The organism is Brevibacterium limosum, assembly GCF_011617705.1.
GTDB classification, from domain to species: domain Bacteria; phylum Actinomycetota; class Actinomycetes; order Actinomycetales; family Brevibacteriaceae; genus Brevibacterium; species Brevibacterium limosum.
Genome location: NZ_CP050154.1, coordinates 1,705,836 through 1,721,643, shown reverse-complemented (window position 1 = coordinate 1,721,643; position 15,808 = coordinate 1,705,836). Strand labels below are relative to the sequence as shown.

Below are 15,808 nucleotides of genomic sequence, written 5' to 3'. Positions count from 1 at the left end.
TCATGGATTTTCGGTGCCGGTCTCGAAGTCCTCGGCCGAGACATTGTCGAGGAAGTCTCTGAACTGTGCGACTTCCTCTTCGTCGGCCTCGGGGGCTTCGATTCCGGATTCTTCAAGCAATTGCGTTTCGACGAAGACGGGGCAGTGCGCTGTCAGCGCCAGGGTCACCGCGTCCGAGGGGCGTGCGGAGATCGACTTCCCGTCGTTCGTGTGCAGCTCGGCCAGGAAGATCTGACCGTCCTTGCCGGTGATCGTCACGTCCTGCAGCTCGGCGTCGTACTTCTCGAGGACGTCGAGCAGCAGAGCATGAGCCATCGGACGCGGCGGGGTCAGCCCCCGCTGCGCGATCGACAGCGCATTGGCTTCGATCGCCCCGACCCAGATCGGCAGATAGTAGGCAGGTTCGCTGGCCTTGAGCAGGAGAATCGGTTGGTTGGCGGGCATTTCGATGCGGACGCCGACAACCTCGACTTCAACTTTTGACATTATCCCCCGGTCAGGAGCGCGGACGCTGCTGGAAGATCATTCGGAACTTGCCGATCTGCACATCGGCTCCGTTCTGCAGTTCGATGGAGTCGATGAGCTGACGCCCCACATAGGTGCCGTTGAGCGAGCCCGTGTCGCGCAGCGTGAAACCGCTGGGCGTGCGGATGAACTCAGCATGCTTACGCGAGACGGTGACGTCATCGAGGAAGATATCGGCATTCGGGCTGCGGCCGACTGTGACCACATCGGTGTCGAGCAGGATCTGCGAACCGGAGTCCGGTCCGGAGACGACGACGAGCAGTGCATCGGCATCCTGCAGACCTTCGAGGTCGGGTACCGGGTGGATCTCGCCGGTGTGCGGATCCAGGATGCCTTGGAACTGCTGGCTGCCCGAATCGCTCATCGCATCCCGACCGCCGTTCGCAGGCTCACCCTGGGGCTGACCGGACTGGGGCTGGCCGTACTGCCCGGGGCCGGGCTGGGGCGGCTGGCCATACTGGCCCGGACCGGGCTGGCTTCCCTGCTGCTGGTTGGGATCGAACTGACCGTACTGGCCGGCATCATTCGAACCGTACTGCTGCTGGCCGCCCTGCTGCGGATGATTTCCGAACTGCTGACCCTGGCTGCCCTGAGGCTGACCGCTCTGCGGTTGGCCATAGTTCTGCGGCGGATACTGATTCTGCTGAGGCTGATACTGCGGCTGACCCTGGCTGCCCTGACCGTTTCCGACATAGGGCTGGTTGGCCGGCTGGGACGCACCGAAGTTCTGTCCGCCCTGCGGTGTGCCGCCGAACTGCTGACCGTTGCCGTACGGCTGTCCGCCCTGCGGGGTGCCGCCGAAGTTCTGGCCGTTGCCGGACTGCGGGGCCTGCGGGGCTCCTTCGGCCGGCTGCTGACCATAGGGAGGGGTGTTCCCCTGACCGTTCTGGTCGATCTGCGGGTTCACCCGAGTCGCCGATTCGTCGCCGCCGTTGCCGTTTGCTGCCCCGAACGGGAACTTCTTCGACTGCGGGACCTGTCCGTTGTCATACCAGGGCTGCGAGGGGGTCGGACGATTCTGATCGTGATTCTGCGACATTACGCCTCCTCGCTCTGAATGAGCTCTTTGTACGCCTCGCTGTCCATCAGCGATTCGAGCTGTTCGGGTTCACTGAGTTCGACGAGGTACATCCACCCGTCTTCGAAGGGCGACGAGTTCACGGTCTCAGGTGAATCGTCGAGCGCATCGTTGACCTCGGTGACGGTCCCGGACACAGGGGCGATCAGGTCAGAGACGCTCTTCGTGCTCTCGACTTCGCCACAGGACTCCCCAGCGGTGACCGAATCCCCAGCTTCAGGCAGGTCGACATAGACGACGTCACCCAGCTGTTCCTGGGCGAAATCAGTGATACCCACACGGACTACTGCGTTGTCATCCGTGGTCGCAACCCACTCATGGTCGCGCGAGTACCGCAAAGACACTGGATAATCCAGATCTGCCATGTCGACTCCTCTAGTTTGTCGGTGTACCAAGCATAGCCGCCTGGGCCACTTTCATAACAATCACGAAACGGAAATGTTACCGAGTCACCCTCTCAGGCATCTGCAAGTCCCGCTTCTTCGGTATCTACCTGGGATGATACCTGTTTTTCGAAGGTCACGGAACGCGGTTTTGGCAGTTGGCGCCTGATCGGTATAAGCTAGTTCTCGTTGCCCACGAGGGAGTACGGTAACGGGCTATGGCGCAGCTTGGTAGCGCGCTTCACTGGGGGTGAAGAGGTCGTGGGTTCAAATCCCGCTAGCCCGACCACCAGGGGTACCACCCGCTAGCTGGGTCATGTGTCGCCACTTCGTCCACACGAAGCCGCGGCACATTTTTCGTGTCCGGCACATTTTCCGCATCCGGATTCTTTCTGCACCTGTCGCGCTTCCATTCAGACACGTCATCGTCAGCCGTGTGACATGCCGACGATTCAGTCCCGTCGGACGCCGAGGCGGTTCGCGAAGATCATCGTCAGAGCGCCGACGAGCACGAGGATGCCGAGGCCCCACCGCAGTCCGGCTCCGGTGGCGACGACTCCGACCAGCGGGCTCGTGCCGAGATAGCCGACACGCATCAGCCAGTTCACGAGCGTCACTCCCCCGGCCCGCCCGACCCCAGGCAGACGGGCGGCCGCTCCGAGTGCACCGGGCACGAGCGTCGCCGAGCCGAATCCGAGTGCTCCCATCGAGACGAGCAGCAGAACGGGTTCCTGAGCGACGACGACGCCGATCCCCCCGAGCGCGATGAGCCCGCCGCCGAGGCGAGCGATCCGGCCGGCCCCGAACCTCGTCACGAGCAGGTCCCCGCTGAAGCGTCCGAGGCATTGGCTGCCGATGACGATGCTGAAGGCGATCCCCGCCGAGGCGGCCGGAACGTCCGCGAACTCGACCGCTGCCAGCCCCGCCCAGTTGTTCGCAATGTCCTCGACCGCGGCACCGCAGATCGCCACGATCGCCAAGGGCAGCGCCGCGAAGAGGATCGCCCGCTTCGAGCGCCCCGCGGCCCCGCCTCGGCCATGTCCGCCCCTGCCATGCCGGTCGGAGTCGGCCGGTCCCCCGGCTTCGGAACCGGAGTCCGGATCCGCGCCGGAACCGGAGTCCGGATCCGCATCGGAATCGGCGACCCGCCTCGGCGAGGCATAGCCGCCGATGAGGCGACGCCCCGCGATCGTGATGATCACTGCGGCGAAGCCGATGAGGGCCAGCCATACTCGCATGTCGAAGCTCGCACTGGCGGCCGCGGTGGCGGCGGCTCCGCTGACCAGCCCGCCGAGACTCCACAGCGCATGCATCGACGACAGGATCGTCCGACCGGACCGTTCCTGGACGGAGATGCCGACGACGTTCTGAGCGACATCGACGATCGCATCGCAGCACCCCAGCAGGAGCAGGCAGATCGCCATCATCACGCCGTTGACCGACCAGGCCGTCGCCGAGGCGGCCACACCGAGCATCACCGTCCCGCCGATGACGACTCGGTGGGCGCCGAATCGGGCGATGAGCGCGGCAGGCAGGGCCGAGGACAGCAGCGATCCGACGGCGAAGCAGGCGACGACGAGGCCGAACTGCCACGAACTCAGCCCGAGTCGTTCGACCAGCAGCGGATACCACGGCAGGAGAGCCGCGAAGACGGCGCCGTTGCCGGTGAAGTAGAGGCCGACTCCGGCAGCGGCTCTCACTCTGCCTTCACGACTTTCGCCGCGCGCAGGTCTCGCCCGGCCTGTCCGAGGATCACGAGGGCGACCAGCACTCCGAGCAGAATCCACCACAGGGAACCGGTCATGAAGATGAGCACCATCGAGGCGAGGATCGGCGCGAGGCGGCGCAGCGACCACCACACGTAGCCGCCGAAGCTCGGCATCGCCACGTTCGCCGAATCCGCGACGGATTTGACCATGAAGTTCGGTCCGTTGCCGATGTAGGTGATGGCCCCACCCATGACGGCACCGAGCGAGACCGCGATGAGCAGAGCCTCGGGCACTCCGGCCACCCTCGGCTCGCCCGGCACCTGAGCGGCCATTTCGAAGAAGGTGACATACGTCGGGGCGTTGTCGAGGACGGAGGAGAGACCACCGGTGAAGATGAACAGGGAGATCTCGTTCAGCGGGATCCTGTGGGCGACCTGGCTGAGGTACTGCAGTGCCGGCATCATGGTGAGGAAGATGCCGATGAAGAGTGCCCCGACCTCGAGGATCGGCGTCCACGTGAACTTGTTGAGGTTGAAGCGGGCACCGCGATCACCGACGAGGAACGAGGCAGCTGCCGAGACGAGCATGACGAGTTCACGCCACGGCACAAAGTCCGAGGCGCTCGCATGCCCCGTTTCGATCGCATGCATGTCGACCGAGGGGATGAACGCGACGGCGACGATGATGATCGCCAGGAACAAGAGACCGCTGGCACCGCGCAGGCCGAGCTTCGTCGCATACTCGGCGTCCTTTGCCAGGGCTTCGGCCGGTTCCTTCGCATACATCTTCGTGTCGAGGGCGAAGTAGCTGATGAGCAGCAGGGCGTTGACGAACAGCCAGTACGGCCAGAGCCCGAACGTCCATTCGAAGGGCACACCGCGCAGCATGCCGAGGAACAGCGGCGGGTCACCCAATGGTGTGAGCAGTCCACCGCAGTTCGCGACGATGAAGATCGTGTAGATGACCGTGTGAGTGCGGTGCCGGCGGTCCTGGTTCGTGTTGAGGATCGGGCGGATGAGCAGCATCGCCGCACCCGTGGTGCCGATGAATGAGGCCAGCACACCGCCGACGGCGAGGAAGATCGTGTTGTTGCGCGGTGTCGCCTTGATGTCGCCGACGAGGAAGATGCCGCCCGAGGCGACGAAGAGGCTGCCGATGAGCATGATGAACTGGAAGTACTCGAGCAGCGCGTGGATGACGGTCGTCGTCTCTCCGCTGAGCAGGAACCACACGGCGATCGGCACACCGAGGATGAGAGCGACGATGAGTTTGACGAGGTTGCGGTCCCAGATCTTCTCAGTGGCCGGGATGAGTGGGAGCACCGCGATGCACCCGAGCAGCAGAACGAACGGAATGATGCTCCACCAGGCCACGACCATCCGGGGACTCCTTTACTCACTGTCGACGAGCAGTCTCGTCCTGTCGACGCTGACGCTGTCCCACTCTACTGAACGCCCGCAGCGAATCGGACCACGGCGTGTCAGACGGACTCAGGAAGCCCCCAGCCCTGCGATAGGGGCGCCGAACAGGGCAGCAGGAGGAACTCGGATCGGGATGGACGTGCAACCGCGACGATCAGTTCGCCGAGGTGGCGGCCGCCTCCTCGGCGGGAGATCGATCCTTGCGCAGCCCGATGAGCAGACCGACGACCGCGACGACGAAGACGAGGCCGAGCCCCACGGTCAGTCCCGGTTCGGCCTGGTAGGCCCTGGCCACCGCCTTGAAGCCGAGGAAGCCGACGGTCGAGTAGATGAGCGCCCACAGCGAACCGCCGATGACGAGCGCCGGGACGTAGCGTCGGTATCGCATCCCCGTGGTTCCGGCGGCGAGGTTGACCACAGTCTGCAGTCCGACGGTGAGGAAGCTCAGTGCCACGACGGACGCCCCGAAGCGGTCGATCGTGTCCTCGGCGCGCCGGTATTTCGGTCCGGCCATGATCTTCTCGACCCGGTCGAACTTGCGGATCCCCTTGCGGGCGAAGCGTCCGAGGAGGAAGGTGCCGCCAGCGCGGCAGATGATGATGCCGAACATGATCAGCCAGGTCACGGCGATCGGAAACGACCAGTCGAGCGGATTCATCGTTGAGGCGCACTCCCTTCCGGACATTCCCGCCGCACTGTTGCGCTGCGGCTCTGATCTCTCCCATCATAACCCTGTTAGGTTAGGTTTCCCTCAGCGGACGATCGGTCGAGACGGATCTCACTCGCCGAGGAGGTCCTGCTTCTCGCGCAGGCACGAGGCGGTGCCGGGGAACGCCGGGCACCGCCTCGGCGGCGCTGCGATCAGCTGACCCGCTCAGACGAGCTCGCCTTCGAGGTAGACGGCGCTGACTCGGGACTCGATTCCGCGGACGTCGGCCGTGCGCAGGTCACCGTCCACGACGACGAGGTCGGCCAGTCCGCCCTCGCTGAGGTGACCGACCCGATCGTCATCGAGCAGGCGGGCTGCCACGGAGGTTCCGGCGGCGAGCGCCTCTGCAGTGGAGAGTCCCACCTCGGCCAGCAGGCTGATCTCTTCGAGGTTCTCCCCGTGCGGGCCGACTCCGGCGTCGGTGCCCAGAGCGATCGGGACTCCTGCCTCGTGGGCCCGGGCGATCGACTCCTGGTGGGCTTCGACGACGCGACGGGCCTTCTCCACGACGGAGGCGGGCAGGCCCGCACCGGTGTCGGCGGCCTTGATGACGGCCTGCGGGGCCTGCAGAGTCGGGACGAGGCAGGTGCCGTGTTCGAGCATGAGGTCGATGGCTTCGTCGTCGAGGTAGATGCCGTGTTCGATCGAGCGCACCCCGGCGCGCACGGCGTTCTTGATTCCCGGTGCTCCCTGGGCATGGGACATGACATGAGCGCCTTGGGCGGCCGCCTCGGCGACGATGACGGCGATCTCGGCCTCGGTGAACTGGGAGTGGCGGGGGTCGTCCCGCGGCGACAGCACTCCCCCGGTCGAGCAGATCTTGATGTGGTCGGCGCCGGCCCGGAGCAGTTCGCGGGTCTTCTTCTGCACGCCCTCGAGTCCGTCGGCTACGCCTGAGGGTCGCCCGGGGTGCGGGGCCAGGAACGGCGATTCGGCTCCGGAGACGAGGCGGAAGTCGCCGTGACCGCCGGTCTGCGACATGATGTTGACCGCGATCTTCAGCCTGGGCCCGCGGACCACGCCGGTCTCGACGGCGACCTTCGCGCCGAGGTCGGTGCCGCCGGCGTCGCGGACCGTGGTCACCCCGCCCTTGAGCGTGGCTTCCATATTGGCGACGGAACCATAGAACTGGAGCGAGAACGGGTCATGGAAGTTCGAGGTCGATGCCGCACCGGAGCTCGTGAGGTGGACGTGACAGTCGATGACTCCGGGGATGATCGTCTTCCCCGTGCAGTCGATGAAGTCGTCTCCGGCGTTGTGCGATCCCTGTCCCCCTTCCGCCACCGAGGTGATTCGTCCCCCGTCGATGACGACGTCCCGGGTCCCGGGCAGGAAGCGGGTTCCGTCGAAGACGGTGGCATGGGTCAGGACTGTGGTCATGGGGCGTGCTCCTCATCGTTGAAAATCAGCTGGGCGGCCGTGGACGACCGTCTACTCACATCTATCACGGACGTCTGTGTCGTGACCACGGCTCGGCTGCGTCTCCGACGTGGCCGAACGCGATATCGCCGAGGTGGTTCCTCCCTGGCTCGAGGAGTTCGAACTCCCGAAGCTGCCTTAGGGGTCGGCTCTTTGCCTTGGGGTATCGCCGACTGCCTTGAGGTTCGGCCGGCCGCTTTGAGGTTCACCCGGCTGCCTTGAGATTCGGCCGCGCTTCAGCCGAGTCGCCGGACGAGCACGTCCGCGTCGCCGTTGCGTCCGACGGACACGAAACCGTGATCGGCGTAGAGTTTCGCCGCACCGTTGCCGTCTTCGACTGACAGGCTCACGGCGGGGAAGCCGCTCATCCGAGCCAACGCACAGACTGTGTCGAGGAGGGCTCCGCCGATTCCCTGCCCCTGATGGTCGGGCAGCACGGCCATCGAGAGCTCGGGGATGTCGGCTGCGACCCAGCCGTACCCGGTGAAGGGCACCTGATCGTCCGTCGGCGTCATATCGGCGACGGCTGTCTTCGCGCTTCCGTCGTCCGCCTCGGCGGCTCCGTCCGTTCCGGCGGCAACCCCAATCCCGGGTGCAGTCCCGGCCGTCGCATCTGACCCGGGGTCGGCCCCCGAATCAGTCCCGGAGTCGGTCCCGGAGTCGGTCCCCGAGTCGGCCTTGGAGTCAGTCTCCGAGTCGGCCTCGGGCACGACTTCGCTGCGGACGATCTCCGTGCCCGTCTTGTCCAGGGCCGCGGCGAAGTCCCCACTCACCCGCTCATCGGCTCTCCCGATGACATCGGTGATATCGGCCAGACGCACCCAGGCGAGTCCGATGATCGGCGACTGCGCATCGGCTTCGGCATGAGCGGCGACGGCGATGTCACCGTCGCGGCCCCAGTCGCGGAAGTAGAAGACGGCATCGCTGCGGTGGCGGAGGTCGTCGATCTCGATGCGGGGTCTGTCCATCGACCAGTTGAAGCACAGATCGATGAACGGCAGGAAGGTCTCGTCGTCGGTCTCGGCCGTCAGCGGACGGATCCGTCCGCGCAGGGAGGCGGCGGCCGCCGCGGCGGAGGTGTTCTGCGAATCATTCGCGACGTTCTTCTCAGCAGTCATGAGATTCCTTTCTCGACGGCGCGATCGATCCACGCACGATTGCGTACTCGCCAGCCCAGTGTCAGGGCGCGGAAACCGACGAATCCGATGCAGAAGCCGGCCCAGAGCCCGGGGGCTCCCGGCCAGATGCTGATGATCGGAACGAGCAGAATCGCGTAACCGATCACAGCGACCAATTGTGCCAGAGCCAGGTACCTCGCGTCCTCGGCTCCCATCAGCACGCCATCGAGGACGAAGACGTACCCGGCGATCGGCATGCTCAGAGCCAGCACCGGCAGAAGCGCGGCCAGCGCCGACACCACCGCAGGGTCGGAGGCGAAGGCGCGGGGGATGACTCCGGAGCCGGCGAACAGGACGATGCCGACGACGATGCCGAAGACGATCCCCCACAGGCACAGGCGGCGGTTGATTGCGGCGACCGCCTCGGTGTTCTTCGCGCCCAGCTCGAGGCCGATCATCGCCTGTCCCGCGATGGCCAAGGAATCGAGGGCGAGCGCGAGCGCGAAGAAGATGCTCTGAGCGACCTGGATCGCGGCGAGGTCTGTCGTGCCCATCGCCGTCGCCAGGAACACGAGGAGGATGAGGGCCGCACGCAGTGAGGCGTTGCGCACCAGCAGCCACCCGGAGGTCTTCGCCGAGGTGAACACGCCTGTCCAGTCGGGGCGGATGCTTGCGTGGAGGCGGCGGGCTGCGCGGATGGAGATGGTGAGGTAGACCGCGCACATTCCGGCCTGCGCGATGACCGTGCCCATCGCCGATCCCGCGACACCCATGTCGAGGCCGTAGATGAAGAGTGCGTTGAGTCCGATATTGGCGATGCACCCGGCAGCCGCGACGACCAGTGGGGTCTTCGTGTCCTGGAGTCCGCGCAGCAGTCCGGTGGCCGCGATGACCATGAGCATGAACGGCAGACCCCACCATGAGATCGCCAGGTAGGAATGCGCACCGTCCGTGATCGCTGGATCCGGGTCGAATGCGTCGATCGCTGTATTCAGCAGGGGCAGTCCGATGATGATGAGCAGCACCGAGGTGCCCAGTGCCAGCCAGATTCCGTCGAATCCGGCCGTGATCGCGCCCGGTCGGTCGCCCGATCCCATCCGTTTCGCCACGCGTGGTGTGGTGGCATAGGCCAGGAAGATCATCAGACCGAGCACCGTCTGCAGGATCGTCGAGGCGATCGCCAGCGATCCCAGGGCACCGGCACCGAGGTGGCCGACCATAGCCGTGTCCGTGAGCAGGAAGATGGGTTCGGCGATCAGTGCTCCGAGCGCCGGGAGAGCCAAACGGAGAATGTCTTTGTCGATCGCTGCCACGTCCTCGATTCTAGCGAACCCGATCCGCGCAGACCGGGTGGATGCTGGTCGGCGGGCGAGGGTCGGGGCCGGCAGGCTGGCTGGGGCGCGCCCGGTTCGGAGCCGACGGGGCCGGCTGGAGCGTGCCGGGGTCGGAGCCGGCCCGGCTGACTAGGGCGGGGCAGGGTCGGCTGGGGCTGGCACGCTCGGCGCCGGCGAGGCTGGCTGGGGCGGTCCCAGGTCGGCTGGGGCGGTCCCAGGTCGGCTGGGGCGGTCCCAGGTCGGCTGGGGCGGTCCAGCACTGGCGATACCCGCCATTCTCGAACGGCGATACACGGATGCGACGCCAACCGACGAAAAACTCATCCCACTTTCGTGTCAGTGCCGAAATGTAGAGTCAGAGGACAAATAGATCAATACCGATCCAGAGGCAGGTTAACCAGTTTGCACTTCCAGTATTCGAGCTCTCGTTCTATTTGTAATCGTATTGTGACATTAATACCTATCTCTAGACCTTATAATTGAGATAGGTGACTTCCCCGACGATCAACTTCCACAGAGGCGTGGAGAGGTGAAAGCCCGATGAGGAACATCGGAGACAACGACGGACGGGCATCGAGCCTGCCTGCCGCTCCCCCTGCGAAGGCAGATGGCCGGAGCCTGTCCCAATTCCGCCGGGCTCATGGACGTCGCTTGGAGATTGCCGAGGACAATGAGCTCGTCGACCTGCTGAATGCCTATGCTCAGAGCAGCCTCGCACAGATCAATTCCTTCATCGCCACCAGTCATGTCGTCGCTCAGGACGTCGCCTATGCCCTCGGGCTCAAGGGCAGTCAGCCCGACTCGGTCTATGAGTTCGCGTCTTTCACCAGGACTGCTGCGCGCCACCGACTACCCGAGAACAAGGGAGCCGATGCTGAGCCCAACAGCAACGACTGCACCGTCGACGTTCCCGCCGACGACGCGTTCTCGTCGCGCAGAACCTGGACACGCAGAGAAACACTCGCATGGACACAGGCAGTCGCCAAGGTCGAAGCCGAAACCGGGACGAAGATCGGCATAGATAGGGGCCGGAAGAAGGACCGCGCCGCCGGCCGCCGCCGTCGTCGAGTGTGGAAGTTGGCCGTGGAGCTGCTGACCGACCCCGCTCTCCTGCCTGACTTTCCCGGCTACGACCCGAAGCTGACCTTCTTCACGTGGCTGCGCGGCAATATCGAACCGACCGAGGCCGGAGTGTATTCGAGCCTTCTCGGCGCAACGACGAGCAATTCGCTGAGGCACATGACCTCGTCTATGACGCTGACCCACGGACTGCCGAAGTTCCTCAAGCGGTGCCTGGACGGGGACTTCACGATAGAGCACGTCGACTGTGTGACTCGCGCGTGTCGTGACCTGCATTTCGAACACCTGCCGGCATTCGACGACTATCTGGCTCACAGGCGCGCCGACATCACGATCGAGACGTTCAAACGCTCGGTCGCTCTGCAGATCTCCGTGATTCAGCCCTCCGAGGACACTGTGGAAAGCGTTGCCCTGCGGCGTCGAGTCGACTTCAGCACCGGCGACGATGGAACTGCCTACCTCACGCTGACCGGGCCAGCGCCCGAACTTCAGGCCTGTTTCAGAAGGCTCGATGCCTTCGCACGGGCCGTCCATAAGAACAATACGAGTGCGTTCTCGACTCAGCTGAAGGCGGGAGACTGCTTTGATGAGGAGCGTTCGATCTCGGCGCTGATGTTCGACATTCTCACCCGCACACGCCCGCAGCTGAAGCTGCGCATCATCAGCTCGAACGAGTCCGACGGCACGGAGACAAGCACTGATTTCTCCCTCGACGGACTCTTTGCCGGCCCCGACGGCACTCCGATGCACGATGGTGAGTCCCTCCTCGACTACATCGAGCGGGTATTCGACGACATGGACAAAACCGGGTACGCGGGACCAGAACAACATGCGCCGATAGATTCGGCCGACTCCGCACAGGGTGACGCCGACCACCAGGCGTCCGCATCGCAGGGTGATTCCGCTCACGGAACCTGCACTTTGCAGGGCGAATCCGCCCACGCAACCTCCACCCTGTGGAGTGAGTCCATCCGGACGGCGCCCACCACACCGGCCGACCGCACCTTCGAATCCCAGCTCCTCGAGGCCATCCTCAGCAGCAACAGCACCACGGATCGTGACACGTCCGAAGCGCTCTCAGCTCTCATCGGCTCGCGTGCCAGCGGAACTCGCCCCGCTGCCGCGGGAACCGGAGCTGCGACATCGGGTGCTGCCGACGCCTTCGGCAATCCCATCCGCGATATGGGCGAGCGCCGCATCAGCTTCGAGTTCCTTCTCGACATGCCGACCGGCGAGTATTGGCTGGCGAATCAGGCCAGCACCTTCATCACCGTTCCTCTGCTGACTCTGCTCAGTCAGTTCCAATCGAACGACGACGATCCGCCGCCGCAGTCCGCCCAGCCACCTGCGCCGCCACCAACCGAGCAGCAGCCACCACCAACCGAATCAACCTCACCGCTTGCAGATCCAACGCCACCAGCGTCTGCACCCACCAACTCGATGTCGCCGGCATCCGCACCTGCGAACTCCCGTTCAGCCCCAACGCCCACGCTCTCCACCGAGCCGACAGCTCCTGACGGACCGCTGCCTTCAGACGAGGTGTGCGATCTGGCGGGTATGCTGCCCGACGGGTCACCGATCCCGGCCGACATGGCAAGGCGGGTCGCCGGCTACTCCACCACATGGACCCGGATGCTGACCGACCCCGCGACGGGAACACCTGTCGATGCGAAGGCAACGTCCTACGCAATTCCCAACAGCGTTCGCAAAACCCTCGTCGCTCAGTTCGTGACGTGCACCTTCCCCGGGTGCACTCAACCTGCCGAGGTGACTGAGATCGACCATATCGATCCATTCAATCACTCCGATCCGAGTCAGGGCGGTCTCACCCGATTCGGCAACCTCCATTGCCTGTGCAAGGCCCACCACATGCAGAAGACCAACGGAAACTTCGACGTACGAATGGCCGAGCCCGGCCACCTTGAGTACGTCTTCCGCAAGGGTGCCACCGTTGAGGTCGTCTCCCCGGATAACCCCATCAGCGTTGAACACGCGCGGCTGTTCCTCGAGCGTTTCGGCAGTGCGCGGTCATGTCCGGCTCGAGCAGTCACTGCGGAGCAGTCGGGCACCGAGCGCCCACCTGCCGATGAGAATGCCTCAGCCCTTGAGCAACCGTCTGAGGCTGAAGCATCGTCTGCCCACAACGTCGATGCAGACGCTGAGTCATCGTCTGCCCGCAACGTCCATGCAGACGCTGATCACCCCGCCCCCGGTGATCGGAAGCAGGCGCGAGCATGCCCCGAACCAGCTGCGGCCGACGGAAACCCCGGCTGGAGGGAACTCGATGCCGCGGATCTCTGCGCGTTCACCCCCAAGACTGCGACGTGCAATGCCAGCGAAACCTCCGGCCCAGCGCAGGCAGACGATGACAGCACCGAGCTGCGCGACTGGTTCTGGGACTCCGGTGAGCCCCCTCCGTTCTGAGATGTCTCCGGCAAGGCTGTCTCTGCTGGAACTCCGGCGAGTCCCCACCATTCTGAGATGACTCCAGCAAGGCGGTCTCCGCACGGCCGCCCAGGCTTTCGTCATACGCACAACAATGCCGCGACGTGCACACTACACCGACTGAGCATCACCAAGAAGACCGGCTCCGCGCCGATGGTGAACTCAGAAAGGGCCGACGACATGAGGATCAGAATCCACCCGAATATCGTCGGCCCTTCGTTCTCAGCCGCACTGCCACCCAGTTCCAGCAGCACTGCCACGCAGTTCCAGCAGCACATCCGCGCCGTTTCAGCAGCACCGTCTCTCCGCTTCAAGCGATCGGCCCTTGCAAAGTTCCTGCTGAACGGCTGACCGGATGCTTCAGCAGACTTCGAACAGTCCGGCTGCGCCCTGTCCGCCACCGATGCACATCGTGACGACGACGTACTTCACTCCGCGACGACGTCCCTCGATGAGAGCGTGCCCGACGAGGCGGGCACCCGTCATTCCGTAGGGATGACCGACTGAGATTCCACCGCCGTCGACGTTGTACTTCTCCGGGTCGATTCCGAGACGGTCACGGCAGTACAGTGCCTGCACGGCGAACGCCTCATTGAGTTCCCACAGACCGATGTCGTCGATCGACAGGCCCTGAGTCTTCAACAGCTTCGGGATCGCGAACACTGGGCCGATGCCCATCTCGTCGGGCGCACAGCCGGCCACAGCCATGCCGCGATAGATGCCCATCGGCTCGAGTCCGCGCCTGCTGGCCTCGTCGCTGGACATGACCACAGAGGCCGACGCGCCGTCGGAGAGCTGAGACGCGTTTCCGGCAGTGATGCTCGGAACCTTCGACGCCACACCAGGCTCGAGCACCGGGTTGAGGCTGGCCAGGCTTTCCAGAGTCGTCGACGGACGATTGCCCTCGTCGGCTTCGAGAAGAACGTCTTGTCGCGAAGTCTCCTTCGTCTCCTTGTCCACGACCACCTTCGTCGTCGGCAGAGGAACGATCTCTTCATCGAAGCGGCCGGCCTCCTGAGCAGCGGCGGTCCGCTGCTGCGAGGACAGAGAGTACTCGTCCTGTGCCTCACGGCTGACGCCGTAGCGCTCAGCCACCACCTCGGCGGTGGCCAACATCGGATAGTAGATTCCGGGAACGTTCTCTTCGAGCCACGGATCCTTTGCCCTGAACATGTTCATCATGTCGTTCTGGACGAGTGAGACCGATTCGACACCTCCGCCGACGACGACCTCCTGGCCGTCGAAGACGACCTGCTTCGCCGCAGTCGCAATGCCCATCAGCCCCGATGAGCACTGCCTGTCGATCGACATTCCGGGAACCGTCACAGGCAGGCCGGCCCGCAGAGCTGCCTGCCGAGCCACATTCGTACCTTGGCTGCCCTGCTGCAGAGCCGCGCCGAAGACGACGTCCTCGACCTCGCCTCCTTCCAAGCCGGCACGCTCCACGGCATGCTTGATCGCGTGGCCCGCGAGTTCCTGGGCCTGGGTGTCATTGAAGGCACCGCGGTATGCCTTGCCGATCGGCGTGCGCGCCGTCGAGACGATGACTGCTTCTCTCATGGGTCTGTCCCTTCCACATTGTCGAACAGCGCATTGCGAGTTCGTCGGATATCGAGCTTCGAACCGGAAGTTCGTAGGTGATGCTGACGGTCAGTCCTTCGGTCCGCCGGCAACGTAGATGACCTGGCCGGAGACGAATCCGGAGCCTTCGGAGGCGAGGAACGACGCCGTGTGGGCGATATCCTCGGGCTTGCCCGAACGGGCGACAGGAATCTGCTTGACCGACGCTTCGACGAATTCTTCGAAGCCCATACCCACTCGCTCAGCAGTCGCCTTGGTCATGTCGGTTTCGATGAAGCCGGGAGCGATGGCGTTCGCAGTGATGCCGAACTTGCCGAGCTCGATCGCCCAGGTCTTTGTGATGCCCTGGATACCGGCCTTGGCGGCGGAGTAGTTCGTCTGTCCGCGGTTGCCCTGTGCCGAGGTGGAGGACATCGAGATGATGCGGCCGAATTTCTCTTCGACCATGTACGACTGTACGGCCCGAGCCATGAGGAAAGCGCCGCCGAGGTGGACGGAGAGGACCTTGGTGAACTCTTCGTGCGTCATCTTGAACAGCAGGTTGTCGCGCAGGATGCCGGCGTTGTTCACCAGAACGGTCGGCGCGCCCAGGGTCTCGGCGACCTGTTTGACCGCAGCATTGACCGAGTCCTCATCGGAGACATCGGCTTCGAGGCCGAGAGCTTCGCCACCGTCTTCCCTGATGGCGGCAACAGTCTCATCGGTGGGGCCCATATCGAGAATGGCGACTTTGTGTCCGTCGGCTCCGAGCCGCTTGGCGATGGCGGCGCCGATGCCGCGGCCTCCACCGGTGACGATTGCTGTACGAGTCATGAACAAGCTCCTCAAGATGATAGTGCGTCATTGCCGTGGGGAACCGAGTCGCAACTGCGGTTCGCGTCTGCATGGGATCCGATGTGACAGAGGTCTCCCATGCATCTATGCCCACTCTAGACCAATTCTGACACTGAACGATTGATTGCTCACCTGTCAGACATTTAGCCGTGTCGAAGGCTTCGGCACTTCG

Annotated in this window: 12 protein-coding genes and 1 tRNA gene; 2 read left to right on the top strand and 11 right to left on the bottom strand. The window is 64.4% G+C overall.

The window, feature by feature from the left end; genetic code table 11:
* From GUY37_RS07675 to gcvH, 3 genes are read right to left on the bottom strand one after another with little or no spacing between them, the layout of a single operon-like run.
* Entirely contained in the window at nucleotides 1-486 is a 486-nt protein-coding gene (locus GUY37_RS07675) for a bifunctional nuclease family protein (RefSeq protein WP_152348850.1), read from the bottom strand.
* A gap of 10 nt (nucleotides 487-496) precedes the next feature.
* Complete coding sequence (locus GUY37_RS19485) at nucleotides 497-1,564, bottom strand: FHA domain-containing protein (protein WP_166824093.1); 1,068 nt, start codon at nucleotides 1,562-1,564, stop codon at nucleotides 497-499.
* Nucleotides 1,564-1,968 (bottom strand): glycine cleavage system protein GcvH, encoded by a 405-nt coding sequence (gcvH, locus tag GUY37_RS07665; RefSeq protein ID WP_193627426.1) that lies wholly within the window; start codon nucleotides 1,966-1,968, stop codon nucleotides 1,564-1,566. The genes GUY37_RS19485 and gcvH overlap by 1 nt, the downstream gene beginning before the upstream one ends.
* A 230-nt stretch (nucleotides 1,969-2,198) precedes the next feature.
* On the opposite strand from gcvH, the gene GUY37_RS07660 reads away from it, so the two are divergent.
* Nucleotides 2,199-2,275 (top strand) — tRNA-Pro (locus GUY37_RS07660).
* 163 nt (nucleotides 2,276-2,438) lie between these two features.
* On the opposite strand, the gene GUY37_RS07655 is transcribed toward GUY37_RS07660, so the two are convergent.
* The 6 genes from GUY37_RS07655 to GUY37_RS07630 form a co-directional block, all read right to left on the bottom strand.
* Nucleotides 2,439-3,686 carry an MFS transporter gene (locus GUY37_RS07655; protein ID WP_166824091.1) on the bottom strand — a complete coding sequence of 416 codons (1,248 nt, stop codon included), beginning with the start codon at nucleotides 3,684-3,686 and terminating at the stop codon, nucleotides 2,439-2,441.
* Complete coding sequence (locus GUY37_RS07650) at nucleotides 3,683-5,074, bottom strand: sodium:proton antiporter (RefSeq protein ID WP_166824089.1); 1,392 nt, start codon at nucleotides 5,072-5,074, stop codon at nucleotides 3,683-3,685. Before GUY37_RS07650 ends, GUY37_RS07655 begins: the two co-directional genes overlap by 4 nt.
* A gap of 196 nt (nucleotides 5,075-5,270) precedes the next feature.
* The gene (locus GUY37_RS07645) at nucleotides 5,271-5,774 is read right to left on the bottom strand and encodes a DedA family protein (protein ID WP_166824087.1); all 504 of its coding nucleotides are present in this window, start codon (nucleotides 5,772-5,774) and stop codon (nucleotides 5,271-5,273) included.
* A gap of 216 nt (nucleotides 5,775-5,990) precedes the next feature.
* Nucleotides 5,991-7,205 carry a metal-dependent hydrolase family protein gene (locus GUY37_RS07640; RefSeq protein ID WP_166824085.1) on the bottom strand — a complete coding sequence of 405 codons (1,215 nt, stop codon included), beginning with the start codon at nucleotides 7,203-7,205 and terminating at the stop codon, nucleotides 5,991-5,993.
* Between the two features lie 275 nt (nucleotides 7,206-7,480).
* On the bottom strand, nucleotides 7,481-8,362 hold the full coding sequence (locus tag GUY37_RS19155) for a GNAT family N-acetyltransferase (protein WP_228278426.1): 882 nt from the start codon (nucleotides 8,360-8,362) through the stop codon (nucleotides 7,481-7,483).
* A complete protein-coding gene (locus tag GUY37_RS07630) occupies nucleotides 8,359-9,675 on the bottom strand; it encodes an MATE family efflux transporter (RefSeq protein WP_166824083.1) in 1,317 nt (438 codons plus the stop codon). The genes GUY37_RS19155 and GUY37_RS07630 overlap by 4 nt, the downstream gene beginning before the upstream one ends.
* Nucleotides 9,676-10,236: 561 nt before the next feature.
* On the opposite strand from GUY37_RS07630, the gene GUY37_RS07625 reads away from it, so the two are divergent.
* On the top strand, nucleotides 10,237-13,200 hold the full coding sequence (locus tag GUY37_RS07625) for an HNH endonuclease signature motif containing protein (RefSeq protein ID WP_166824081.1): 2,964 nt from the start codon (nucleotides 10,237-10,239) through the stop codon (nucleotides 13,198-13,200).
* 381 nt (nucleotides 13,201-13,581) lie between these two features.
* Here GUY37_RS07625 and GUY37_RS07620 read toward each other — a convergent pair whose 3' ends face one another.
* Both GUY37_RS07620 and GUY37_RS07615 read right to left on the bottom strand, forming a co-directional pair.
* Entirely contained in the window at nucleotides 13,582-14,781 is a 1,200-nt protein-coding gene (locus tag GUY37_RS07620) for an acetyl-CoA C-acyltransferase (protein ID WP_166824079.1), read from the bottom strand.
* A gap of 90 nt (nucleotides 14,782-14,871) precedes the next feature.
* A complete protein-coding gene (locus GUY37_RS07615) occupies nucleotides 14,872-15,615 on the bottom strand; it encodes an SDR family oxidoreductase (RefSeq protein ID WP_166824077.1) in 744 nt (247 codons plus the stop codon).
* Between the last annotated feature and the right edge of the window lie 193 nt (nucleotides 15,616-15,808).